This is a genomic window from Streptomyces lincolnensis (assembly GCF_001685355.1).
Lineage (GTDB): Bacteria > Actinomycetota > Actinomycetes > Streptomycetales > Streptomycetaceae > Streptomyces > Streptomyces lincolnensis.
On the sequence record NZ_CP016438.1, the window covers coordinates 8,385,542 to 8,408,563 of the forward strand.

Annotated in this window: 18 protein-coding genes; 15 read left to right on the top strand and 3 right to left on the bottom strand. The window is 70.8% G+C overall.

What is annotated here, in order from left to right:
• Positions 1 to 40: 40 nt before the first annotated feature.
• The 15 genes from SLINC_RS37045 to SLINC_RS37115 all read left to right on the top strand — a co-directional run bounded on the left by SLINC_RS37045 (position 41) and on the right by SLINC_RS37115 (position 18,670).
• Positions 41 to 1,561 (top strand): sugar ABC transporter ATP-binding protein, encoded by a 1,521-nt coding sequence (locus tag SLINC_RS37045; protein WP_067442761.1) that lies wholly within the window; start codon positions 41 to 43, stop codon positions 1,559 to 1,561.
• Entirely contained in the window at positions 1,558 to 2,577 is a 1,020-nt protein-coding gene (locus SLINC_RS37050) for an ABC transporter permease (RefSeq protein WP_067442763.1), read from the top strand. The genes SLINC_RS37045 and SLINC_RS37050 overlap by 4 nt, the downstream gene beginning before the upstream one ends.
• Positions 2,578 to 2,594: 17 nt before the next feature.
• Positions 2,595 to 3,656, top strand: coding sequence for a substrate-binding domain-containing protein (locus SLINC_RS37055; protein WP_067442765.1), 1,062 nt, complete (start codon positions 2,595 to 2,597; stop codon positions 3,654 to 3,656).
• 86 nt (positions 3,657 to 3,742) lie between these two features.
• Positions 3,743 to 4,951, top strand: a complete 1,209-nt coding sequence (locus tag SLINC_RS37060; RefSeq protein WP_067442767.1) for a Gfo/Idh/MocA family protein — start codon at positions 3,743 to 3,745, stop codon at positions 4,949 to 4,951.
• A 16-nt stretch (positions 4,952 to 4,967) separates the two neighbouring features.
• Entirely contained in the window at positions 4,968 to 5,966 is a 999-nt protein-coding gene (locus SLINC_RS37065; protein ID WP_067442769.1) for a sugar phosphate isomerase/epimerase family protein, read from the top strand.
• Between the two features lie 141 nt (positions 5,967 to 6,107).
• Positions 6,108 to 8,615 carry a PQQ-dependent sugar dehydrogenase gene (locus SLINC_RS37070; RefSeq protein WP_067442771.1) on the top strand — a complete coding sequence of 836 codons (2,508 nt, stop codon included), beginning with the start codon at positions 6,108 to 6,110 and terminating at the stop codon, positions 8,613 to 8,615.
• 15 nt (positions 8,616 to 8,630) lie between these two features.
• A complete protein-coding gene (locus SLINC_RS37075) occupies positions 8,631 to 9,992 on the top strand; it encodes a ThuA domain-containing protein (RefSeq protein WP_067442773.1) in 1,362 nt (453 codons plus the stop codon).
• Positions 9,993 to 10,142: 150 nt separating this feature from the next.
• Complete coding sequence (locus tag SLINC_RS37080) at positions 10,143 to 11,345, top strand: inositol-3-phosphate synthase (protein WP_067442775.1); 1,203 nt, start codon at positions 10,143 to 10,145, stop codon at positions 11,343 to 11,345.
• Entirely contained in the window at positions 11,342 to 12,388 is a 1,047-nt protein-coding gene (locus tag SLINC_RS37085; RefSeq protein WP_067442777.1) for an SCO3242 family prenyltransferase, read from the top strand. Before SLINC_RS37080 ends, SLINC_RS37085 begins: the two co-directional genes overlap by 4 nt.
• Complete coding sequence (locus tag SLINC_RS37090; protein ID WP_067442779.1) at positions 12,385 to 13,344, top strand: sugar phosphate isomerase/epimerase family protein; 960 nt, start codon at positions 12,385 to 12,387, stop codon at positions 13,342 to 13,344. Before SLINC_RS37085 ends, SLINC_RS37090 begins: the two co-directional genes overlap by 4 nt.
• A complete protein-coding gene (locus SLINC_RS37095) occupies positions 13,341 to 14,060 on the top strand; it encodes an EboA domain-containing protein (RefSeq protein WP_067442781.1) in 720 nt (239 codons plus the stop codon). The genes SLINC_RS37090 and SLINC_RS37095 overlap by 4 nt, the downstream gene beginning before the upstream one ends.
• Positions 14,060 to 14,908: a TatD family hydrolase gene (locus tag SLINC_RS37100; RefSeq protein WP_067442783.1), complete on the top strand. Its 849-nt coding sequence runs from the start codon at positions 14,060 to 14,062 to the stop codon at positions 14,906 to 14,908. The genes SLINC_RS37095 and SLINC_RS37100 overlap by 1 nt, the downstream gene beginning before the upstream one ends.
• A 3-nt stretch (positions 14,909 to 14,911) precedes the next feature.
• Complete coding sequence (gene eboE, locus SLINC_RS37105; RefSeq protein ID WP_067442786.1) at positions 14,912 to 16,126, top strand: metabolite traffic protein EboE; 1,215 nt, start codon at positions 14,912 to 14,914, stop codon at positions 16,124 to 16,126.
• Positions 16,123 to 17,520 (top strand): alkaline phosphatase family protein, encoded by a 1,398-nt coding sequence (locus SLINC_RS37110; RefSeq protein WP_067442788.1) that lies wholly within the window; start codon positions 16,123 to 16,125, stop codon positions 17,518 to 17,520. The genes eboE and SLINC_RS37110 overlap by 4 nt, the downstream gene beginning before the upstream one ends.
• 88 nt (positions 17,521 to 17,608) lie before the next feature.
• Complete coding sequence (locus SLINC_RS37115) at positions 17,609 to 18,670, top strand: sugar phosphate isomerase/epimerase family protein (RefSeq protein ID WP_067442790.1); 1,062 nt, start codon at positions 17,609 to 17,611, stop codon at positions 18,668 to 18,670.
• A gap of 101 nt (positions 18,671 to 18,771) precedes the next feature.
• Here SLINC_RS37115 and SLINC_RS48200 read toward each other — a convergent pair whose 3' ends face one another.
• The 3 genes from SLINC_RS48200 to SLINC_RS37130 all read right to left on the bottom strand — a co-directional run bounded on the left by SLINC_RS48200 (position 18,772) and on the right by SLINC_RS37130 (position 23,019).
• The gene (locus SLINC_RS48200; RefSeq protein WP_152039044.1) at positions 18,772 to 19,215 is read right to left on the bottom strand and encodes a hypothetical protein; all 444 of its coding nucleotides are present in this window, start codon (positions 19,213 to 19,215) and stop codon (positions 18,772 to 18,774) included.
• A 152-nt stretch (positions 19,216 to 19,367) separates the two neighbouring features.
• Positions 19,368 to 20,756 carry an OFA family MFS transporter gene (locus tag SLINC_RS37125; protein WP_067442794.1) on the bottom strand — a complete coding sequence of 463 codons (1,389 nt, stop codon included), beginning with the start codon at positions 20,754 to 20,756 and terminating at the stop codon, positions 19,368 to 19,370.
• Positions 20,757 to 20,874: 118 nt separating this feature from the next.
• Entirely contained in the window at positions 20,875 to 23,019 is a 2,145-nt protein-coding gene (locus SLINC_RS37130; RefSeq protein ID WP_067446108.1) for an acetate--CoA ligase family protein, read from the bottom strand.
• Between the last annotated feature and the right edge of the window lie 3 nt (positions 23,020 to 23,022).

Below are 23,022 nucleotides of genomic sequence, written 5' to 3' on the forward strand. Positions count from 1 at the left end.
CCCTGATTCCGGCCCGTACGCCAGCCAGGGGGACCCGCACATGGCACCAGAATCACCGCTGCTCAGCATGTCCGGCATCACCAAGTCCTTCCCCGGTGTCCGGGCCCTCGACGGCGTCGACCTCGACGTCCAGGCCGGCGAGGTGCACTGCCTGCTCGGCCAGAACGGGGCCGGCAAGTCCACGCTCATCAAGGTCCTGGCCGGCGCCCACCAGCCCGACACCGGCACCATCCGCTGGCGCGGCGAGAACGTCACGCTGCGCTCACCGATCGCCGCGATGCGCCTGGGCATCGCCACCATCTACCAGGAACTCGACCTGGTGGAGCACCTGTCCGTCGCCGAGAACGTCCACCTGGGCCACGAACCCACGGCGGCCGGTTTCGTCGTACGCACCAAGGTCGCGAAGGCGTCGACCGCGGCTCTCCTCAAGCGACTCGGGCATCCGGAGATCGATCCCGCCCGCCTGGTCGGGGAGTTGTCGGCCGCGCAGCAGCAGATCGTGTCGATGGCACGGGCGCTCTCGCACGACGTGCGGCTCATCGTGATGGACGAGCCCTCCGCCGCGCTCGACCCGGACGCGGTCGACAACCTCTTCCGGATCGTCGGCGACCTGACCGCCGACGGTGTCGCCGTCGTCTACATCTCCCACCGGCTGGAGGAGATCCGGCGCATCGGCGACCGGGTCACCGTCCTGAAGGACGGCCGGGCCGTCGCCGTCGGGCTGCCGGCGAAGTCGACACCGACGCGCGAGGTCGTGGCCCTGATGACGGGACGCAACGTCGAGTACGTCTTCCCCGAGCGGGCACCGGCCGACGCGGCCGACGGCACACCGCTGCTGGAGGTCCGGGGGCTGGCGCGGGAGGGGGAGTTCGAGTCCTTCGACCTGACCGTGCGCCCCGGGGAGATCGTCGGCCTGGCCGGACTCGTCGGCTCGGGACGGTCCGAGATCCTGGAGACGATCTACGGCGCCCGCAAACCGACGGCCGGTCAGGTCGTCGTGGACGGCAAGGCGTTGAAGCCAGGCAGCGTGCGCGCCGCGGTCCGCGCCGGAGTCGGACTCGCCCCCGAGGAACGCAAGGCCCAGGCGCTGCTGATGCTGGAGTCCGTCACTCGCAACGTCTCGGTCTCCTCCATGTCCCGCTTCTCGCGCGCCGGCTGGATCGACCGCGGCGCCGAACACGGCGCGGCCCGGGCCGCCACCCGTGAGTTGTCCCTGCGGCCCGACAACCCGGACGTGCCGGTGCGCACCCTGTCCGGCGGCAACCAGCAAAAGGCCGTCCTGGCCCGCTGGCTGCTGCGCGGTTGCCGGGTCCTGCTGCTCGACGAACCGACCCGGGGCGTCGACGTCGGCGCCCGCGCCGAGCTGTACGCGGTCGTCCGCCGCCTCGCCAACGAGGGCCTCGGCGTGCTCCTGGTCTCCAGCGAGGTCCCCGAGGTGCTCGGCCTCGCCGACCGCGTCCTGGTGCTGCGCGAGGGCCGTGTCGTCCACACGGCGCCCGCCCACGAGCTGGACGAACACCGTGTACTCGACCTCGTCATGGAAGGAAGCCCCGCGTCATGACGCAGCCCGTCTCCCCGCCCCGGGACAGCGCCGACAAGATGCCGGCGCCGCATGAGCCCCCGGCCTGGCGTGCCCTCGTCTTCCGCGCCGACGTGCGCACCCTCTCCCTCGTCGGCGTCCTCGCCGTGCTGATCCTCATCGGCGGCGTCACCAAGCCCGACGAGTTCCTCGACACCCGCAACCTCCAACTCGTCCTCACCCAGGCCTCGGTGATCGGCGTCGTCACCGTCGGGATGACCTTCGTCATCACCTCCGGCGGCATCGACCTCTCCGTCGGCGCGATCGTCGCCCTCGCCTCGGTCTGGGCCACCACCGTCGCCACCCAGGAGTACGGCTTCGCGGGCATCCTCTTCACCGCGGTGCTCGTCGGCGTCGGCTGCGGCCTGGTCAACGGACTGCTCATCGCGTACGGCGGAATGGTCCCGTTCATCGCCACCCTCGCCATGCTGGCCTCGGCGCGCGGACTCGCCCTCCAGATCACCGACGGCCAGACGCAGATCGTCAGCGTCTCCTCGATCCTCGACCTGGGCGAACGCGACGCCTACGTGCTCGGCGTCCCGCCGCTGGTCATGGTGTTCGCGGTCGTGACGATCATCGGCTGGCTGGTGCTGAACCGCACCACCTTCGGGCGCCGCACGGTCGCCGTCGGCGGCAACGCGGAGGCGGCCCGGCTCGCCGGAATCGACGTCCGCCGCCAGCGGCTCTACCTCTACCTGCTGTCCGGACTGTGCTGCGGCATCGCCGCCTTCCTGCTGATCATCCTGTCCGGCTCCGGCCAGAACACCAACGGCAACCTCTACGAACTCGACGCCATCGCCGCCGCGATCATCGGCGGCACCCTGCTCAGCGGGGGCCGGGGCACCATCACCGGCTCCGTGCTGGGCGTCCTGATCTTCACCACGATCACCAACATCTTCGCCCTGAACAACCTGCAGAGCGACGTCCAGCAGATCGCCAAGGGCGCGATCATCGTCGCCGCCGTGCTGGTCCAGCGCCGTACCGCGAGCACGACCTGAGGAAAGGGTTCACCGTCATGCCAGAGCCGACCGATTTCACGAGCCGCTTCACCAGTCGCAGAGGGCTGCTCTTCGGGACCGCCGCCGTGTCGGCCGGGGCCCTCATCACCGGGTGCACCAGCAACGACCCCAAGGAGAGCGAACAGGCCGCGAGCAACGAGCCGGCCGCCGACGACAAGCCGGGCAAGGAGGTCACCATCGGCTTCGCCGGCCCGCAGGCCGACCACGGCTGGCTCAACGCCATCAACGACAACGCCACCAACCGCGCCAAGAAGTACTCCGACGTCACCCTGGAGATCACCGAGGGCTCCAACGACACCGCCGCGCAGATCGGCCAGATCGAGACCCTCATCAACAAGAAGGTCGACGTCCTGGTGGTCCTGCCCGCCGACGGCAAGGCCCTCACCCAGGTCGGACTGAAGGCGATGCGCGCCGGCATCCCGGTGATCAACCTCGACCGGGTCTTCAACACCCCGCAGGCCTACCGCTGCTGGATCGGCGGCGACAACTACGGGATGGGCCTCAACGCCGGCCACTACATCGGCGAGAAGCTCAAGGGGAAGTCGGGCGCCCGCGTCATCGAACTCGCCGGCATCGACAACCTGGAACTCACCAGGCAGCGCACCCAGGGCTTCGACGACGCCCTGAAGAACTACCCCAACATCCGCAAGGTGGCCCGCCAGGCCGCCGAGTTCACGGTCGAGTCGGGACAGGCCAAGATGGCCCAGCTCCTCCAGGCGCAGTCGAACTTCGACGCGCTGTGGAACCACGACGACGACCAGGGCGTGGGCGCGATGCGCGCCATCGAGCAGGCGGGGCGCGACGACTTCCTGATGGTCGGTGGCGCGGGCGCGCTCTCCGCGTTCCAGGCCATCAAGCAGGACAACGGCGTCCTGAAGGCCACCGTGCTCTACCCGCCGACCATGGCCGCCTCCGCGATCGACCTCGCCCGCGCCCTCGGCCAGGCCAAGGGCATCGGGGGCATGGCCGAGTACGAGATCCCGGCGTCCATCACGCTCTACTCGGCCGTCGTCGACAAGACCAACGTCGACCAGTACATGTCCACCGGCTTCAAGTGAGGCGCGCCCCGCCCGACGGACCTCACCAGTTCCTCGGGCCGGGCCCCACCCCCCACCGCGCCACGAATGACGAGGAGGACATCTGCATGGAACAGCCGCAGCAGTCAGCAGCACCGGAGGCCGGCAAGCCACCGCTGCGCGTCGGGATGGTCGGCTACGCCTTCATGGGCGCCGCCCACTCCCAGGGCTGGCGCACCGCGGGCCGTGTCTTCGACCTGCCGCGCCGCCCGGTGCTCTCCGCGATCTGCGGGCGGGACGCGGCGGCCGTGCGCGCGGCGGCCGACCGGCACGGCTGGGCGGCCGCCGAGACCGACTGGCGGGCCCTGATCGCACGGGACGACGTCGACCTCGTCGACATCTGCACCCCGGGCGACAGCCACGCCGAGATCGCCCTCGCGGCTCTGGCCGCGGGCAAGCACGTCCTGTGCGAGAAGCCCCTCGCCAACACCGTCGAAGAGGCCGAGGCGATGACGGCGGCGGCCGAAGCGGCCTACGGACGCGGCCAGTTGGCGATGGTCGGCTTCAACTACCGCCGGGTGCCCGCCACCGCGCTGGCCCGTTCCATGGTCGCCGAGGGCCGGCTCGGCACCCTGCGGCACGTCAGGGTGACGTACCTTCAGGACTGGCTGGTGGACCCGCAGTTCCCGCTGACCTGGCGGCTGCGCAAGGAGCTGGCCGGGTCGGGCGCGCTCGGCGACCTCGGCGCCCATGTCGTCGACCTCGCCCAGTACCTGGCGGGCGAGCAGCTCGCCGGGGTCTCCGCGCTCACCGAGACCTTCGTACGTCAGCGCCCGCTGCCCGTCGGCGCCAGCAGCGGCCTGTCCACCGTCGAGTCCGCCGGCACCGGCCAGGTCACCGTCGACGACGCCGCCGTGTTCACCGGCCGCTTCGCCTCCGGCGCCCTCGCCTCCTTCGAGGCCACCCGCTTCGCCACCGGCCGCAAGAACGCGCTGCGCATCGAACTCAACGGCGAGCTCGGCTCGTTGGCCTTCGACCTGGAGCGCCTCAACGAACTCGCCTATTACGACGGCACCGAACCCGCGACTCGGGGCGGCTTCCGTCGCATCCTGGTCACCGAGCCGGACCACCCCTACGTCGACGCCTGGTGGCCGCCGGGCCACGGCCTCGGCTACGAGCACACCTTCATCCACCAGGCCCGCGACCTGGTGCACGCCATCGCCGAGGGCCGCCCGCCCCGCCCCTCCTTCGCCGACGGGCTCCAGGTGCAGCGGGTGCTCGCCGCGGTGGAGGAGAGCGCCGAGAAGAACTCCGTCTACACACCCATAGCCGTCTGAGGAGGGTCTCGTAGCCATGCCCCGCCAGTTCACGCTCTTCACCGGCCAGTGGGCCGATCTCCCGCTCGAAGAGGTCTGCCGACTCGCCCGCGACTTCGGCTACGACGGCCTCGAACTCGCCTGCTGGGGCGACCACTTCGAGGTCGACAAAGCCCTGGCCGACTCCACCTACATCGACTCCAGGAAGCAACTCCTCGACAAGTACGGCCTCAAGTGCTGGGCGATCTCCAACCACCTGGTGGGCCAGGCGGTCTGCGACGCCATCATCGACGAACGCCACCAGGCGATCCTGCCGGCCCGCATCTGGGGCGACGGCGAGGCGGAGGGCGTACGGCGACGGGCCGCCACCGAGATCGCGGACACCGCGCGCGCCGCGGCCGCCCTCGGCGTGGACACCGTCATCGGGTTCACCGGCTCCGCCATCTGGCATCTGGTCGCGATGTTCCCGCCCGCCCCCGAGTCGATGATCGACCGCGGCTACGAGGACTTCGCCGCGCGCTGGAACCCCATCCTCGACGTCTTCGACGCCGAGGGCGTGCGGTTCGCCCACGAGGTCCACCCGAGCGAGATCGCCTACGACTACTGGACCACCCAGCGCGCCCTGGAGGCCGTCGGTCACCGGCCCGCGTTCGGGCTGAACTTCGACCCCTCGCACTTCGTGTGGCAGGACCTGGACCCCGTCGGCTTCCTGTGGGACTTCCGCGACCGGATCTACCACGTCGACTGCAAGGAGGCCCGCAAGCGGCTCGACGGCCGCAACGGCCGCCTCGGCTCCCACCTGCCGTGGGGCGACCCGCGCCGCGGCTGGGACTTCGTCTCCGCCGGCCACGGCGACGTCCCCTGGGAGGACGTCTTCAGGATGCTGCGTTCCATCGACTACCAGGGCCCGATCTCCGTGGAGTGGGAGGACGCCGGCATGGACCGGCTCCAGGGCGCTCCCGAGGCGCTCAAGAGCCTCAAGGCATACGACTTCGAGCCACCGACGGCCTCCTTCGACGCGGCCTTCGGCAACTGAGCCTGCTCGGCAACTGAACCTGCTCGGCCTCGGCGGCCACTGAGTGTTCTGGCCCACAGAGCCTTCTCGACCGCTCCGGGATGACGGCGCATCCCGGCGTTCGCACCCGCCCGTACAACCAGCCCCTTTCTGGAGGCACCCGTGCACGGGAAAGACAGCACCACCGGCACCGACAGAATCGAGACCCACAGACGACGCGCCCCGTGGCGCAGAGCGGCGGCCCTGATCAGCGGGCTGCTGCTGGCGGGAGCGTCCCTCGGTCTCACCGCTCCCCAGGCCGGCGCAGCCGTCGCCGGCGAGGGGGCCGCCGCGGCGGCCGCCGAGGACTTCCAGCAGGTCACCCTCGCCAAGGGCGAACCGGAGGTCGGCGAGCCCATGTCGCTCGCCGTCCTCCCGGACCGCTCGGTCCTGCACACCTCCCGCGACGGCGAACTCCGTCTCACCGACGCGGCCGGCACCACCAAACTGGCGGGCAAGCTGGACGTCTACAGCCACGACGAAGAGGGCCTCCAGGGCATCGGCGTCGACCCGGGCTTCACCGAGAACCGTTTCATCTACCTCTACTACGCGCCCCCGCTCAACACCCCCGCGGGCGACGCCCCCGAGACCGGCGCCGCCGCCGACTTCGCGCCCTTCGACGGCGTCAACCGGCTCTCCCGGTTCGTCCTGAAGGCCGACGGCACCCTCGACAACGCCAGCGAGACGAAGATCCTCGACGTCCCGGCCTCGCGCGGCATCTGCTGCCACGTCGGCGGCGACATCGACTTCGACGCGGCGGGCAACCTGTACCTGTCGACGGGCGACGACTCCAACCCCTTCCAGTCGGACGGGTTCACGCCCATCGACGAGCGGGCCGACCGCAACCCCGCCTTCGACGCCCAGCGCACCTCGGGCAACACCAACGACCTGCGCGGCAAGATCCTGCGCATCAAGGTCGGCGCCGACGGCTCGTACTCCGTCCCGGCCGGCAACCTCTTCGCACCCGGCACGGACAAGACACGGCCCGAGATCTACGCCATGGGCTTCCGCAACCCGTTCCGCTTCAGCGTCGACAAGGCCACCGGCATCCTCTACGTCGGTGACTACGGCCCCGACGCCGGCGCCGCCGACCCGGCGCGCGGACCGGCGGGCCAGGTCGAGTTCGCCCGGGTGACCGGCCCCGGCAACTTCGGCTGGCCGTACTGCACCGGCGACAACGACGCCTACGTCGACTACGACTTCGCCACCGGCACCTCGGGCGCCGCCTTCGACTGCGCCGCCCCGAAGAACACCTCGCCGAACAACACCGGCCTCACCGACCTGCCCCCGGCCCAGACGGCCTGGATCCCCTACGACGGCGGCTCCGTGCCCGAGTTCGGCAGCGGCTCCGAGTCCCCGATGGGCGGCCCGGTCTACCACTACGACCCCGCGCTCGACTCGCCCGTGAAGTTCCCCGAGGTCTACGACGGCGACTTCTTCGCCGGTGAGTTCGGCCGCCGCTGGATCAAGCGGATCTCCAGCGACGCGGGCGGCACCGTGGAGTCGATCAACGACGTCCCGTGGACCGGCACCCAGATCATGGACATGGCCTTCGGCCCGGACGGCGCGCTGTACGTCCTCGACTACGGTCTCGCCTGGTTCGGCGGCGACGAGAACTCGGCCCTCTACCGCATCGAGAACGCCACCGACGGCCACTCCCCGGTCGCCCAGGCCGCCGCGAACCGCACCTCCGGCCAGGCCCCGCTGAGGGTGGGCTTCTCCTCCGCGGGCACCAGCGACCAGGACGGCGACGCCCTCACCTACAGCTGGGACTTCGGCGACGGCCGCACGTCGACCGCGGCCAACCCGACCCACACGTACCGCAAGAACGGCACCTACACGGCGACACTGACCGCCAAGGACGCCTCCGGCCGTACGGGCAGCGCGAGCGTGCAGATCGTGGTGGGCAACACCGCACCCAAGGTGACCCTCGAACTCCCGCGTGACGGCCAGCTGTTCAGCTTCGGCGACGCCGTCCCGTTCAAGGTGAGGGTCACCGACCCCGAGGACGGCCGGACCATCGACTGCTCCAAGGTCAAGGTCACCTTCATCCTCGGCCACGACAGCCACGGCCACCCGGTCACCTCCGCCAACGGCTGCACCGGCACCATCCAGACCAGCGCCGACGGCGGCCACGACGACGACGCCGACATCTTCGGCGTGTTCGACGCCGAGTACACCGACAACGGAGGCGGTGGCCAGGCCCCGCTGACCACCCACGACCAGAACGTCCTCCAGCCCAGGCACCGCCAGGCCGAGCACTTCGGCGCCTCCTCCGGCGTCACCGTCATCGCCAAGGACACCGCGCACGGCGGCAACACGGTCGGCGACATCAACAACGGCGACTGGATCTCCTTCACGCCGTACGTCCTGAGCAACGCCAAGTCGATCACCGCGCGCGTCTCCTCGGGCGGTGCCGGCGGCACCCTGGAGGTCCGCGCCGGATCCGCCAAGGGCACCCTGCTCGGCAAGGCCACCGTGCCCGTGACCGGCGGCTGGGAGACCTTCCAGGACGTCAGCGCCAACCTGTCCCGCGCCCCCAAGGGCACCACCACCCTGTACCTCGTCTTCAAGGGCAGCGGCACCGGCGCCCTGTACGACGTGGACGACTTCACCTTCACCACGAGCTGAGAGGAGGTACGCGTCATGCGCTCAACCGGACGACTGAGCACGGCAGTCGTGGGCGCGGCCCTGCTCCTCGGCTGCGTCTCGGGACCCGCCGCCTCGCAACCGAGCGACTCCGCACGGGTGCTGGTCTTCTCCAAGACGGCCGGCTTCCGGCACGACTCGATCCCCGAGGGCGTGGCCACGGTCAAGCAACTCGGTGAGACCGAGGGCTACACCGTCGACGCCACCGAGGACGCGGGCGCGTTCACCGACCGCAACCTGCGGCGGTACGACGCGGTCGTCTTCCTCTCCACCACGGGAGACGTCCTCAACGCGGCCCAGCAGCGGGCCTTCGAGGGCTACATCCACCGCGGCGGCGCCTACGTCGGCATCCACGCCGCCGCCGACACCGAGTACGACTGGGAGTTCTACGGCGGCCTCGCCGGCGCCTACTTCCAGTCGCACCCGGCGATCCAGCCGGCGACGGTGGAGGTCGAGGACCACGCCCACCCGGCGACCTCGGCGCTCCCCGAGGCCTGGGAGCGCACCGACGAGTGGTACAACTACCGCAGCAATCCCCGGGAACGCGCCCATGTCCTCGCCTCGCTCGACGAGTCGTCGTACACCGGCGGCACCATGGACGGCGACCATCCGATCGCCTGGTGCCAGAACTACCAGGGCGGCCGTTCCTTCTACACCGGGGGCGGCCACACCAAGGAGTCCTTCGCGGAGCCGGCGTTCCGGCAGCACCTGCTGGGCGGCATCCGCTGGGCCGTCGGCGAGGCACAGGCCGACTGCCGCCCGGAGAACGGCTACCGGGCCCTGTTCGACGGCGGCTCTCTGGACGGCTGGCGGCAGTCGGGTCCGGGAACGTTCGATCTCGACGGCGACGGCACGATCACGTCGTCCGGCGGGATGGGGATGCTCTGGTATGCCGACTCGGGCTTCTCGTCGTACTCCCTGAAGCTCGACTGGAGGATGGCCGGCGCCTCGGGTGACGACAACTCCGGTGTGTTCGTGGGCTTCCCGCCCTCGGACGACCCGTGGTCGGCCGTGAACAACGGCTACGAGATCCAGATCGATGCCACCGACGTCCCGGAGAAGACCACCGGGTCCGTCTACGGCTTCCGCTCCGCCGACCTGAAGAAGCGCGACCGTGCGCTGAACCCGCCGGGGGAGTGGAACACGTACGAGATCCGCGTGGAGGGCGAACGACTCCGCGTCTACCTCAACGGCGTGAAGATCAACGATTTCACCAACACCGATCCGGCCCGCTCGCTGCGGGACGGCCATGTCGGCATCCAGAACCACGGAGCCGACGACCGGGTGTCCTTCCGTGACATCCGGATCAAGGAACTGCCCGCGAAGGCCGGCACCGCTGTGCCTTCGCAGGGCGGCTGAGCGGCGGCGGGCGGGGGACGCCGGACCCCCGCCCGCCGTCTTCTTCCCGCTGGCCCCGTGCACCAAGGGGCCCGCGGGGTTCGTACGCCGCGTCCACCACGCTCGATCGCACTCGACGGCGCTCGACCGTGTTCGTGAAGGAGGCTGCCCATGTCCGCGTCCGTTTCCGCAGCGCGCGTCGGTGTCTGGCTGATCGGGGCCCGCGGTTCCGTCGCCACCACGGTCGTCGCGGGCTGCGCCGCCGTCACCGCCGGTCTGCATCCGCCGACCGGACTGGTCACCGAGACCCCCGCGTTCGCCGACAGCGGCCTGCCCGCCCTGGCGTCACTCGTCTTCGGCGGCCACGACACGGTGGACTGCCCGCTGCCCAAACGCGCCGAGGCACTCGCCGCCGGCGGCGTCCTGCCCGTCGGCCTCCCGCCGGCGATCGCGGCCGAACTGGCCGCCGCCGACCGCGAGATCAGGCCGGGCGGCCCGCTCCGCGGCGACACCCGCGACGAGGAGGAGCTGATCACCGGCTTCGCCGCGGACATACGCGACTTCGTGAGACGGCACGGACTGGCACGAGCGGTGGTCGTGAACGTGGCTTCCACCGAGCCCGCCCCCGACGGCACGGCGCTGCCGCCCAGTTCCCTGTACGCGGCGGCGGCACTCCGCGCGGGCTGCCCCTACGTCAATTTCACCCCCTCCACCGGACTGCACCATCCCGCGCTTGCGGCCCCGGCGGCGACGAGCGGCCTGCCGTACGCGGGGCGCGACGGCAAGACCGGCCAGACCCTGCTGCGCGCGGTCCTCGGCCCGATGTTCGCCCAGCGGGCGCTCGCCGTCCGGGCCTGGTCCGGCACCAACCTGCTGGGCGGCGGCGACGGCGCGGCCCTGGCCGACCCGGCCGCCGCGGCCGCCAAGAACGCCGGCAAGGAACGCGTCCTCGCCGACACCCTCGGCACCGTCCCCGAGGGCGAGGTCCACATCGACGACGTCCCCGCCCTCGGCGACTGGAAGACCGCCTGGGACCACATCGCCTTCGACGGCTTCCTCGGCGCCCGCATGATCCTCCAGACCACCTGGCAGGGCTGCGACTCCGCCCTCGCCGCCCCTCTCGTCCTCGACCTGGCCCGCCTCGTCGCCCGCGCCCACGAACAGGGCCTCTCCGGACCCCTGCCCGAGCTGGGCTTCTACTTCAAGGACCCGGTGGGGGACGGACCCGCGGCGTTGGGCGAGCAGTACGCGGCCCTGGTGGGGTTCGCGGAGCGGCTGCGAGGTGAGGTGGGCCGACGGCCGGACGCGGGGGGCGGCGAAGGCGGTGAGCGCTCGGCTCCTGGAGGCGACGCGAGCCCGGAGGCGGGTCGATGAGCCGCCCCGGACACGCGGGGGAGGGGCGCCCCGAGACCGGTCCCACCGGCCGTGCCGGGCGAGCGCGGGCCTGGGCCGAACTCCTGCGTCTCCCGGCCCTGTTCACCGTTCCCGGCGACGCCCTCGCCGGCGCGGCCGCCACCGGCGGGCGGGCGAACCCCCGCACGCTGCTCGCCATCGGCTCCTCCCTGTGCCTGTACGAGGCAGGAATGGCCCTCAACGACTGGGCCGACCGCGCCGAGGACGCCGTCGAACGCCCGCACCGCCCGCTCCCCTCCGGCCGCGTCCACCCCACCGCGGCCCTCGCGGCGGCCTGCGCCTTCACCGGCGCCGGACTGTCCCTCGCGGCCCTCGCCGGCCGCCCCGCCCTCACCGTCGCGGTCCCGCTGGCGACGACCGTCTGGGCGTACGACCTGTCCCTGAAGCACACCGCGGCAGGCCCGACGGCCATGGCGGCCGCCCGCGGACTGGACCTCCTCCTCGGCGCCGCGGCCACCACCGGCACCGGCGCCATGAGCGGCGGCGTCCGTGCCGCCCTTCCCTCCGCCGCCGTCCTCGGCGCACACACCCTCGCGGTCACCACCGTCTCGCGCCGGGAGACCCAGGGCGGCGCACCCCTGGCCGCCCTGGCCGCGCTGACGACGACGGCTGTCCTGTCCCGCCTGCTCACCCGCCCGCCGGGGAAACGGGGAAGCCCGACGGGGCCGGACATCGGACCGCGGGCCGAGCCCGGCACCGGAACACCGTCCATGCCCGCCACCACACCGGACACGCCCACACCCACCCCCGCCTTCCCGGTCACCGACGCCCTGCGCACCGCCCTCACCGCGGCCTACGCCACCACCGTCGCCCGCCCCTATTTCCACGCCACCCTCAATGCCTCACCCCCGCTCACCCAACGCGCGGTCGGCGCCGGAATCCGCGCCATGATCCCCCTCCAGTGCGCCCTCACCGCCCGCTCCGGGGCCCCTGTGGCCGCCCTGTTCACAGCCGCCCTGTCCCCGCTCGCGGCGCGGTTCGCGAGGAAGGTGAGCGTCACATGAGCGCCGCAAGCCCCGCCGCCACCCCCCTCCGCTTCGGCTACGGCACCAACGGTCTCGCCGACCTCCGTCTCGACGACGCCCTCGCTCTCCTCGCCGACCTCGGCTACGACGGCGTCGGTCTGACCCTCGACCACATGCATCTCGACCCGATGGCCCCGGACCTGCCCGCCCGCACCGCCCGCCTCGCGCACCGGCTGAGCGCGCTCGGTCTGGAGGTCACCGTGGAGACCGGTGCCCGCTATGTGCTCGACCCGCGCCGCAAACACGGCCCCTCCCTGCTGGATCCCGACCCGGACGACCGCGACCGACGCGTCGACCTGCTGGTCCGTGCCGTGCGGGTCGCCGCCGACCTCGGCGCCCACGCCGTGCACTGTTTCAGCGGGATCACCCCGGCGGGCACCGACGAGGACACCGCGTGGAAGCGACTCGCCGAGGCCCTCGCCCCCGTGCTGGAAGCCGCCGCCACCGCCGGCGTCCCCCTGGCCGTCGAACCCGAACCCGGTCACCTCCTCGCCACCCTCGCCGACTTCCACCGCCTGCGCCGCGCCCTCGGAGACCCCGAGCAGCTCGGGCTGACCCTCGACCTCGGCCACTGCCAGTGCCTCGAACCCCTGCCGCCCGCCGACTGCGTACGCGCCGCCGCCCCCTGGCTGTGCCACGTCCAGATCGAGGACATGCGCCGGGGCGTCCACGAACACCTCCCGCTCGGCGACGGCGAGATCGACTTCCCGCCCGTCCTCGCCGCCCTGTCCGCCGTCGGCTACCAGGGCCTGACCGTCGTCGAACTGCCCCGCCACTCCCACGCGGGACCCCACTTCGCCGCCCTCTCCCTCCCGTTTCTCCACCACGCCGCGTCCGTGTCCAACGGCACGACCCCGAACCCGCCGCTTCCCCCTCCGCCCGACGCGCCACCTCCAGGCGAGCCCTCCGCCACCCCAGAAGGGAGCACCCCATGACCCACCCCGGCGCCACCCCCGTCACCCAGGGCACCACCCCCGCCCGCACCCCGCCGGCCGACCTGCACCGCCACCTCCGCTCCCACCTGGGCGACACCGCCCGTGCCTGGCTCGACCAGGCCCTCGACGAGGCCGCCGCGAACCCCGGCGCCCACGGCCCGATCTCCGTGTGGGAGCTGCGCCTCGCCGAGGCCGGACGCCGCTGCGGCCCCGAACACGCCGACGCCGTCCGCGTCCTGATCCTGCACGCGGCCCGCGCCGACACCGACGCCCTCAGCCGCGTCTACGCCCAGGGCACCGCCGCCGAACGCCGCGCCGTCCTGCACGCCCTGCCCCACCTGGTGCCCGGACCGGACGCGCTCCCACTCGTCGAGGACGCCCTGCGCACCAACGACACCCGGCTCCTGGCCGCCGCCGTCGGCCCGTACACCGCCCGGCACCTGGCCCCCCACCTCTGGCGCCACGCCGTCCTGAAGTGCCTGTTCACCGGCGTGCCCGTGGACGAGGTCACCGACCTGGACCGGCGCGCCCACGCCGACGAGGAACTCGCCCGCATGCTCGGCGACTACGCCGCCGAGCGCTCCGCCGCGGGCCGCCCCGTCCCCGAGGACCTGCACCGGGTCCTCACCCTGACCGGCACCACGGACCCGGCGTCCGCCGGGCACGGCACCCGCTCCTTCGACGGCTCTGACGGTATCGACGGCAAGGAGTCCTGATGCGCCTCTTCGACCCCCACATCCACATGACGTCGCGCACCACCGACGACTACGAGGCCATGTACGCCGCCGGCGTCCGGGCCGTCGTCGAGCCGTCCTTCTGGCTCGGCCAGCCCCGCACCTCCGTCGCCTCCTTCCTCGACTACTTCGACTCCCTCCTGGGCTGGGAGCCCTTCCGCGCCGCCCAGTACGGCATCGCCCACCACTGCACGCTCGCCCTGAACCCCAAGGAGGCGAACGACCCGCGGTGCGTCCCCGTCCTCGACGAGTTGCCCCGGTATCTCGTCAAGGACCAGGTCGTGGCCGTCGGCGAGATCGGCTACGACTCGATGACCCCCGCCGAGGACACCGCCCTGGCCGCGCAACTCCAGCTCGCCGCCGACCACGGGCTGCCCGCCCTGGTCCACACCCCCCACCGCGACAAACTCGCCGGCCTGCGCCGCACCCTCGACGTGGTCCGGGAATCCGCGCTGCCCGCGGACCGCGTCCTGGTCGACCACCTCAACGAGACCACCGTCAAGGAGGCCAAGGACAGCGGCTGCTGGCTGGGCTTCTCCGTCTACCCGGACACCAAGATGGACGAGGCGCGGATGGTCGCCATCCTGGAGATCCACGGCCCGGACAAGGTGCTGGTCAACTCGGCCGCGGACTGGGGCAGAAGCGATCCGCTCAAGACCCGCCGGGTCGCGGACGCCATGCTGGCGGCAGGCTTCGACGAGGACACCGTGGACCTGGTGCTCTGGCGCAACCCGGTCGCCTTCTATTCGCTGAGCGGCCGCCTCGACCTGACCGTCGCCGACCCGGCCGGCACCCACGAGGGCAACTCGATTCTGCGTGGGGGCGAGTAGGGCATGCGTTTCCGCCACCCCGACGGCACCACCGTCCACCTCGCCTACTGCACCAATGTCCACCCGGCCGAGACCCTGGACGGCGTCCTCGCCCAACTGCGCGACCACTGCGAGCCCGTCCGCCGCCGCCTCGGCCGCGACCGACTGGGCATCGGACTGTGGCTCGCCAAGGACGCCGCACACGCCCTCGTCACCGACCCGTCCGCGCTGCGCGCCCTGCGCACCGAACTCGACCGGCGCGGCCTGGAGGTCGTCACCCTCAACGGCTTCCCCTATCAGGGCTTCGGCGCCGAGGAGGTCAAGTACCGCGTCTACCGGCCGGACTGGGCCGATCCCGAGCGCCTCGACCACACCACCGCCCTGGCCCGCGTCCTGGCCGGTCTTCTCCCCGACGACGTCACCGAGGGCAGCGTCTCCACCCTGCCCCTGGCCTGGCGCACCGACCTGCCGCCACACCCGAGCCCCACCGGACCGAGCCCGGCAGGCCCCCTCCCCGCGGACCGCGTGGAGAGCGGCCGCAAGGCCCTGGTCACCCTCGCCGAACGCCTCGACGCGCTCGCGGAACTGACCGGCCGCTCCATCCGCGTCGGCCTGGAACCCGAACCCGGCTGTGTCGTCGAGACCACCCGCGACGCCATCGCCCCCCTGACCGCGATCGCCCACGACCGGATCGGCATCTGCGTCGACACCTGCCACCTCGCCACCTCCTTCGAAGACCCGCACACCGCCCTGGACGCGCTCACCTCGGCCGGCATCCCCGTCGTCAAGTCCCAGCTCTCGGCCGCCCTGCACGCCGAACACCCCCATCTCCCCGAGGTCCGTGCGGCCCTGGCCGCCTTCGACGAACCCCGCTTCCTGCACCAGACCCGCACGGCCACCGCCGCCGGTCTGCGCGGCACCGACGACCTCGGCGAAGCCCTCCGGGGGGACTCGCTCCCCGACGCGAGCCCCTGGCGCGCCCACTTCCACGTCCCGCTGCACGCGGCCCCCGCCGCGCCCCTCACCTCCACGCTCCCCGTCCTCAAGGCCGCCCTCGCCCGGCTCGTCGGGGGCCCGCGCCCGCTCACCCGCCATCTGGAGGTCGAGACCTACACCTGGCAGGCCCTTCCGCCCGAGCTGCGGCCCCGCGGCCGGTCCCAGCTCGCCGACGGCATCGCCGCCGAACTGTCCCTGGCCCGCGACCTGTTGACCGACCTCGGCCTGAAGGAGCTCCCATGAGCACCGAACGGACCACTCCCCGGCCGACGCCCCTGCTCGTCCTCGACGTCGTCGGCCTCACCCCCCGTCTTCTCCACCACATGCCCCACCTGAAGTCCCTCGCCCGGTCGGGCTCCCAGGCGCCCCTCGGCACCGTCCTGCCCGCCGTCACCTGCGCCGCCCAGTCCACCTTCCTCACCGGCACCCACCCGTCGGAGCACGGCATCGTCGGCAACGGCTGGTACTTCCGCGAGCTCGGCGACGTCCTCCTGTGGCGCCAGCACAACGGGCTGGTCGCCGGCGACAGACTCTGGGACGCCGCCCGCCGCGCGCACCCCGGCTACACCGTCGCCAATATCTGCTGGTGGTACGCCATGGGCGCCGACACCGACATCACCGTCACCCCCCGTCCGATCTACTACTCCGACGGCCGCAAGGAACCCGACTGCTACACCCGGCCCCCGGCCCTGCACGACGAACTCACCGAGGAACTCGGCACCTTCCCGCTCTTCCACTTCTGGGGACCCGGCGCCGACCTCGTCTCCAGCCAATGGATCATCGACGCGACCCGGCACATCGTCCGCACCCGCCAGCCTGACCTGACGCTCTGTTACCTCCCGCATCTCGACTACGACTTGCAGCGCTTCGGCCCCGACGACCCGCGCTCCCTGAAGGCGGCCGCCGACCTGGACACCGCCCTGGCCCCGCTCCTGGACGACGCGCGCGCCGAGGGCCGTACCGTCGTCGCGCTGTCCGAGTACGGCATCACCCGCGTGGACCGGCCCGTCGACATCAACCGCGCCCTGCGCCGCGCCGGCCTGCTGGAGGTGCACACCCAGGACGGCATGGAGTACCTCGACCCGATGGCCTCGCGCGCCTTCGCCGTCGCCGACCACCAGATCGCCCACGTCTACGTCCGCCGGCCGGAGGACCTCGACGCGACCCGGGCCGCCCTCGACGGACTGCCCGGCATCGAGCAACTCCTCGACGACGAAGGCAAGAAGGCACACCACCTCGACCATCCGCGCGCGGGCGAACTCGTCGCCGTCGCGGAACCGGACGCCTGGTTCACGTACTACTACTGGCTCGACGACGACCGCGCTCCCGACTTCGCGCAACTGGTCGAGATCCACCGCAAACCCGGCTACGACCCGGTCGAACTCTTCATGGACCCCCTCGACCCCTATGTGAAGGTCAAGGCGGCCAAGGCCCTGGCACGCAAGAAACTCGGGATGCGCTACCGCATGGCGGTCGTGCCCCTGGACCCCTCACCTATTCGAGGCAGCCACGGCCGCCTCCCGGCGAGCGACGACGACGGTCCGCTCCTCATCTGCTCCACCCCCCGCGCTGTCGGAGACCGCGTCGCGGCCACCGATGTGAAAGCACTCCTGCTCCAACTCGCCGGTCTCACCTGACCGGCACCACCGGACCGGTCCTGTCCGACTGGTCCCCAGTGAAGCACTCACCACTGACAACGCCCTCCGACACCGAGGAGTTCCAGCAATGAGCCGCACCTCCCAGCCCGACCCCGAGCTCACCCACCGACTCACCAGACGCGGCATGCTGGGCGTGGCCGCCGGTGCCTCCGCCGCCGCCCTGCTCGGCGCGGCGGCCCCCGCTACCGCCGCCACCTCGGGCACCACCACCGGCTCCGCGACCGCGGCCGGCGGCCGTGGCCGTCCCGTCCTGCCGCCCGGGCGGCTCGGCATCCAGCTCTACAGCCTGCGCGACAAGGTCTCCACCCTGGGCTTCGGACCCGTCTTCGCCGAGCTGGAGAAGTACGGCTACGACGAGGTCGAGTACGCCGGGTACACCCAGGGGTCGGCGGGCGCCATCACACTCGCCCAGCTCAAGCAGCTCACGCGTGACCACGGCCTGAACGCGATCGGCAGCCACGTCGGGTACTACTCCAACGACCCGAACGCCTACACCTTCGCGACGAACCTCACCAAGGTCCTGGACGACGCCGAGGCCCTCGGGCTCAAGCACATCGGCACGGCCTCGGGGCCGTTCCGCTACGGCGACACGGTCGACGCGTGGAAGCGCGCAGCCGAGGAGTTCAACACGTACGGGGCTGCGGCGAGGAAGCGCGGCATGAAGTTCTACCAGCACAACCACTCGGAAGAGTTCATGTTCGCCTCGGACAAGCCCAGCGTCCGCCTCTACGACGTGCTCCTCGCCGAAACCGACCCTGACCTGGTCTTCCTGGAGATGGACATCTTCTGGGCGTACGCGGGCCAGTTCCGCTTCTCCCAGCAGGTCGACGGCACCCCGCGCCCCTTCGACCCGCTGCGCTACGTCCTCAAGCAGCCGCACCGCTACCCGCTGTTCCACGTCAAGGACGGCACCAAGGACCCAACGTCCACGTACGGCTACCGCATGACGGACGTCGGCGACGGCGACATCGACTACAAGCGGTTCCTCTCCGAGGTGACCCGTCGCTCCCACAACGGCCGCCGCTACCACCACTGGCAGGCGGAGCACGACAACCCGGCCGAATCCTTCGCGTTCGCCCGCAAGTCGAGCGAGCACCTGCATTCGCTGCGGGAGCGTTGCGGCGACTGACCGCGTACGACGGGTGAAGCCCCTGGCCTTGTGGCCAGGGGCTTCACCTTGATGCGGGCCGGGCGAGCGCGCTCAGAACTCAGCCGATCTCAGTTCAGGACTCAACCGACCTCAGTGAAGCTCTTCCAGTTCGAGCACTGATTCGGATTCTCGTCGCCGGAGCCGTCCACTGTGCAGATCCTCATCCGGTGCGCGAAGGCGCTCAGCACATCGACGTCGTTGATCACGGTGTAGGAGTTCGCGCCGCCACCGTTGTACTTGGTGGCGAAGAAGTGCCAGCGCTCGGCGTAGAACCGTTCCACGTAAGCGCGCACGCCGTGGCCGTCCGCGCGCATGTCCCAGACGTGGAAGTCGTCTCCATCGTCGATGAAGTTCAGGATCGCGAGATTACTTCCGCTCGAATTGCGCAGCGCTACCGAGTAGTCATCCGCATAGGCGGAATTGACGCCCGCGAAGGTGATGATCGCGACCCCCAGTGCAATAACCGCTTGTCTTCGTGCTCTCAAGAAGTGCCTCCAGATGACGGGGAGTTCCGTGCGACTCACGCTATGGGGGAGTATCAATCGGCGCAACGGTTTCTGCTGTCTCTGAGCATCAATTGAGATTGCATTTTCGATGCACATCCAGGATGGCGACGGACAGGGCCCGCCCCCGAAGAAGCGGGCGGGCCCTGACAAGCGGGGGAGAGGGATCGGATCTACTCGGCCTCCCGGCTGATCGGCTGGGGGTTGGGCCTGATGTGACGCCCCCTGTAGTCGCGTCCGGGCGCCTTGAGGAACAGCGCAATGAAGAACGCTGCGAAGGAAAGGGCGCCGGCCAGCGTGAAGGCGCCATTGAGCCCCCAGGCCGTCACTGCGACGGAGCCCATTCCGGCGCCCAGGCCGGAAACGAGCTTGGAGCTGTACACCATGCCGTAGTTCGAGGCGTTGTTGTTCTCGCCGAAATAGTCCGCGGTCATGGCCGCGAACATGGGGAAGATGGCGCCGCCACCGAATCCGGAGATGGCGGAGAAGAGCAGGAACAGTGGCAGGCTCTTGATGTCTGCGGACCAGATGATGCCGAACTGCGAGGCGCCCAGGACGATACAGACGAAGAGCAGGCATTCCTTACGGCCGTATCGGTCCGAAAGCCAGCCGATGACACCGCGTCCAGTGCCGTTGACGATGGCCTTGAGGGACATGGCTGTGGCCACGATCCCAGCCGCGAATCCGGCGGCCTTGCCGATGTCGATCTGGAACGAGATACCGAAGATGTTGACGCCCGAGGTGAAGGCGAGACAGACCCACATCACCGCGACACGGCCGGTCTTCCATGCCTCCTTGGGCGACATCTGCTTGATCGCCGGCGGGTTCTTCTGCAGGGAGCGGGCCGCACGCGGGTCCTGCGGCGGGTTGAGTGGGTCGATCTCCGCCGGCCACCAGTTCTTCGGCGGGTCCTTGAAGAAGAAGCCGGCGTACGCCACGGCTCCGGCGAGGAAGAGCCCCGCCGTGACCAGCACCCACTGGTAGTTGGTCACGTCCATGTAGCCGTGGAAGAGGAAGACGAACGGCACCGAACCGTAGGCGAACCCGCCGTTCACGAATCCGGTCTTGCCACCCTTGCGCTCCGGATACCACTTGCCGACCATGTTGACGCAGGTCGCGTACACCATGCCCGCGCCCATACCGCTGAACATGCCGAAGCCGATGACGGCCAGCATGACGTGCGGTGCGAAGGCCAGCGACAGGTAGCCGATGAAGGTACCGGCGGCGCCGAGCATCATCGCCCAGCGAGCAGGCAGCTTTCCGGACTCACGGAGCTTTCCCGCCGGGAAGGCGACCGCGGCCTGGAAGAAGACCCAGACGGTCAGCATCCAATAGATGCTGGTGCTGGACCATGCGTGCGCCTCGTGCAGTGTGTCCTCGGCGGACGCGAACGCGTACTCGGCCGACGAAATCCCCATCATGCCGATCCACGGCAGGATGACCATCCACTTGCGCTTACGCCCCATGATGTCGATGTCGGTCTCGCCGACCCGATACACACGGCCGTTCTTGTCGGTCAGCTCCTGATATGGAGCCGACGTAGGCAGATCAGTTGTAGTCATTGAGCTTCAGCACCCCTAGCGTCGAAGAAGCCTGGCCAGCGCCCCCTGTCCAACTTCCTTCCGGTGCCGGGGCCTGCGGCGAGCGGTTGCCGCAGGCCCCGTGGTGAGCTCGGTCAGCTCATCGACCGCCCCCCAACAGCCCCGCCGCGCGCGCCCAGCGGTACTTCGCGCCGAGCACCGCGACCGGCTTCTCCGTGGTGTAGGGGTAGGCGACGACGCCGTGCTCGAAGAGGTACTGGCAGGCCTCTTCGACCTCGACATCGCCCGCGAGCGACGCGACCACCGGCTTCTCGATGCCGCGTTCCTTGAACTCGGCCACCACCCTCGCGGTGAGCTCGGCGAAGACCATCGGGGGAGTGACGATCGTGTGCCAGTAGCCGAGCACCAGGGAGTGGATCCGCGGGTCCTCGAGTCCGAGACGGATGGTCGCCTCGTACGTCGAAGGGGGTTCGCCGCCGGTGATGTCCACGGGGTTGCCCGCGGCGCCGAACGGCGGGATGAACTTCCGGAAGGCCGCGTCCAGATCCTCCGGAATCTCCATCAGCTGGAGGCCGTTGTCCATCACCGCGTCGGACAGGAGCACACCGCTGCCGCCGGCGCCGGTGATGATCACGATGTTGTGGCCCTTGGGTGTGGGCAGGATCGGCAGCGCACGCGCGTACTCGAGCATGTCGTTGAGACCCGGAGCCCGGATCACACCGGCCTGCTTGAGGATGTCGTCGTACACCGCGTCGTCGCCGGCGAGGGCGCCGGTGTGCGAACCGGCCGCCTTGGCGCCGGCCGCCGTGCGGCCCGCCTTGAGGACCACGACCGGCTTCTTCGGCACGGTCGCCCGCGCGGCCTCCACGAAGGCCCGGCCGTCCTTGAGGTCCTCCAAGTGCATCGCGATGCAGTCGGTGTTGGGGTCCTCGCCGAACCAGGTGAGCAGGTCGTCCTCGTCGAGGTCCGACTTGTTGCCGAGGCCGACGATCGCCGAGACACCCGTCTTGGTCGTCCGCGCGAAGCCCAGGATCGCCATCCCGATACCGCCGGACTGGCTGGTCAGGGCCACGCCGCCCTTGACGTCGTACGGCGTGCAGAACGTGGCGCACAAGTCGTGCCACGTCGAGTAGTAGCCGTAGATGTTGGGTCCGAGGAGTCGTACGCCATGACGCTCGGCGATCTCCACGATCTCGTCCTGGAGGGCGTGCTCGCCGGTCTCGGCGAAGCCGGAGGGGATGAGGACGGCGTTCGGTATCCCCTTGCGACCCACCTCCTCGAGAGCCGAAGCCACGAACTTGGCGGGGATCGCGAAGACCGCCACATCCACCTCACCCGGAACGTCCGTGACACTCTTGTAGGCCTTGCGGCCCAAGATGTCATCGGCCTTGGGGTTCACCGGATGGATCTCTCCGCCGAAGCCGCCGTCGATGAGGTTGCGCATGACCGAATTGCCGATCTTGCCCTGCTCGTTGGAGGCACCGATCACCGCGACCGAGCTCGGCTGCATCAGCCGCTTCATCGAGCGCAGGATCTCCTCGCGGCTGTACTTGCGGCGCTCCTTGGGTACCTCGTCCGTGAGGATCACACGGATGTCCGCGGCCATCGCGCCCTCGGGCGTGGCGATCACCGGGTTGAGGTCGACCTCCGCGATGTCAGGGAAGTCCGTGACCAGTTCGGAGACCCGGCGGATCTGCTCGGCCACCGCCCAGCGGTCCACCGGCTGGGCGCCGCGGACGCCGCGCAGGATCTCCGCCGCCTTGATGGAGTCGAGCATCGACTGCGCCTCGTCGGCGCTGACCGGCGCGAGCCGGAAGGTGACGTCCTTGAGGACCTCCACCAGGACACCGCCGAGCCCGAAGGCCACGACCTTGCCGAAGGTCGGATCGGTGACGGCACCGACGATGACCTCCTGGCCGGGCGGCAGCATCTGCTGCACCTGGATGCCGTCGATCTTCGCCTCGGAGTTGTACGCCTTGGCGCTCTCGATGATCTTGTGGAACGCGGCCCGCACTTCTGCGGCCCCCTCGACGCCCACGATCACACCGCCGGCGTCGGTCTTGTGCAGGATGTCGGGGGAGACGATCTTCAGGACCACCGGTCCGTCGAAGCGCGCCGCCGCGGCGACCGCCTCGTCAACATCACGGGCCAGCTCCTCGCCGGGTACAGCGATGCCGTACGCATCGGCGATCACCTTGCCCTCCGGCGCGGTGAGTGTGCTGCGCCCCTCGGCGCGTACGGCATCGAGCAGGGCTCGCACCGTCAGCGCACGGTCTTCGGCCATCAC

Bases quoted from the DNA above. Each gene is read 5' to 3' on its own strand.
- SLINC_RS37045 (WP_067442761.1), top strand. From the start codon at position 41: ATGGCACCAGAATCACCGCTGCTCAGCATGTCCGGCATCACCAAGTCC.
- SLINC_RS37050 (WP_067442763.1), top strand. From the start codon at position 1,558: ATGACGCAGCCCGTCTCCCCGCCCCGGGACAGCGCCGACAAGATGCCG.
- SLINC_RS37055 (WP_067442765.1), top strand. From the start codon at position 2,595: ATGCCAGAGCCGACCGATTTCACGAGCCGCTTCACCAGTCGCAGAGGG.
- SLINC_RS37060 (WP_067442767.1), top strand. From the start codon at position 3,743: ATGGAACAGCCGCAGCAGTCAGCAGCACCGGAGGCCGGCAAGCCACCG.
- SLINC_RS37065 (WP_067442769.1), top strand. From the start codon at position 4,968: ATGCCCCGCCAGTTCACGCTCTTCACCGGCCAGTGGGCCGATCTCCCG.
- SLINC_RS37075 (WP_067442773.1), top strand. From the start codon at position 8,631: ATGCGCTCAACCGGACGACTGAGCACGGCAGTCGTGGGCGCGGCCCTG.
- SLINC_RS37080 (WP_067442775.1), top strand. From the start codon at position 10,143: ATGTCCGCGTCCGTTTCCGCAGCGCGCGTCGGTGTCTGGCTGATCGGG.
- SLINC_RS37085 (WP_067442777.1), top strand. From the start codon at position 11,342: ATGAGCCGCCCCGGACACGCGGGGGAGGGGCGCCCCGAGACCGGTCCC.
- SLINC_RS37090 (WP_067442779.1), top strand. From the start codon at position 12,385: ATGAGCGCCGCAAGCCCCGCCGCCACCCCCCTCCGCTTCGGCTACGGC.
- SLINC_RS37095 (WP_067442781.1), top strand. From the start codon at position 13,341: ATGACCCACCCCGGCGCCACCCCCGTCACCCAGGGCACCACCCCCGCC.
- SLINC_RS37100 (WP_067442783.1), top strand. From the start codon at position 14,060: ATGCGCCTCTTCGACCCCCACATCCACATGACGTCGCGCACCACCGAC.
- eboE (WP_067442786.1), top strand. From the start codon at position 14,912: ATGCGTTTCCGCCACCCCGACGGCACCACCGTCCACCTCGCCTACTGC.
- SLINC_RS37110 (WP_067442788.1), top strand. From the start codon at position 16,123: ATGAGCACCGAACGGACCACTCCCCGGCCGACGCCCCTGCTCGTCCTC.
- SLINC_RS37115 (WP_067442790.1), top strand. From the start codon at position 17,609: ATGAGCCGCACCTCCCAGCCCGACCCCGAGCTCACCCACCGACTCACC.
- SLINC_RS37125 (WP_067442794.1), bottom strand. From the start codon at position 20,756: ATGACTACAACTGATCTGCCTACGTCGGCTCCATATCAGGAGCTGACC.
- SLINC_RS37130 (WP_067446108.1), bottom strand. From the start codon at position 23,019: ATGGCCGAAGACCGTGCGCTGACGGTGCGAGCCCTGCTCGATGCCGTA.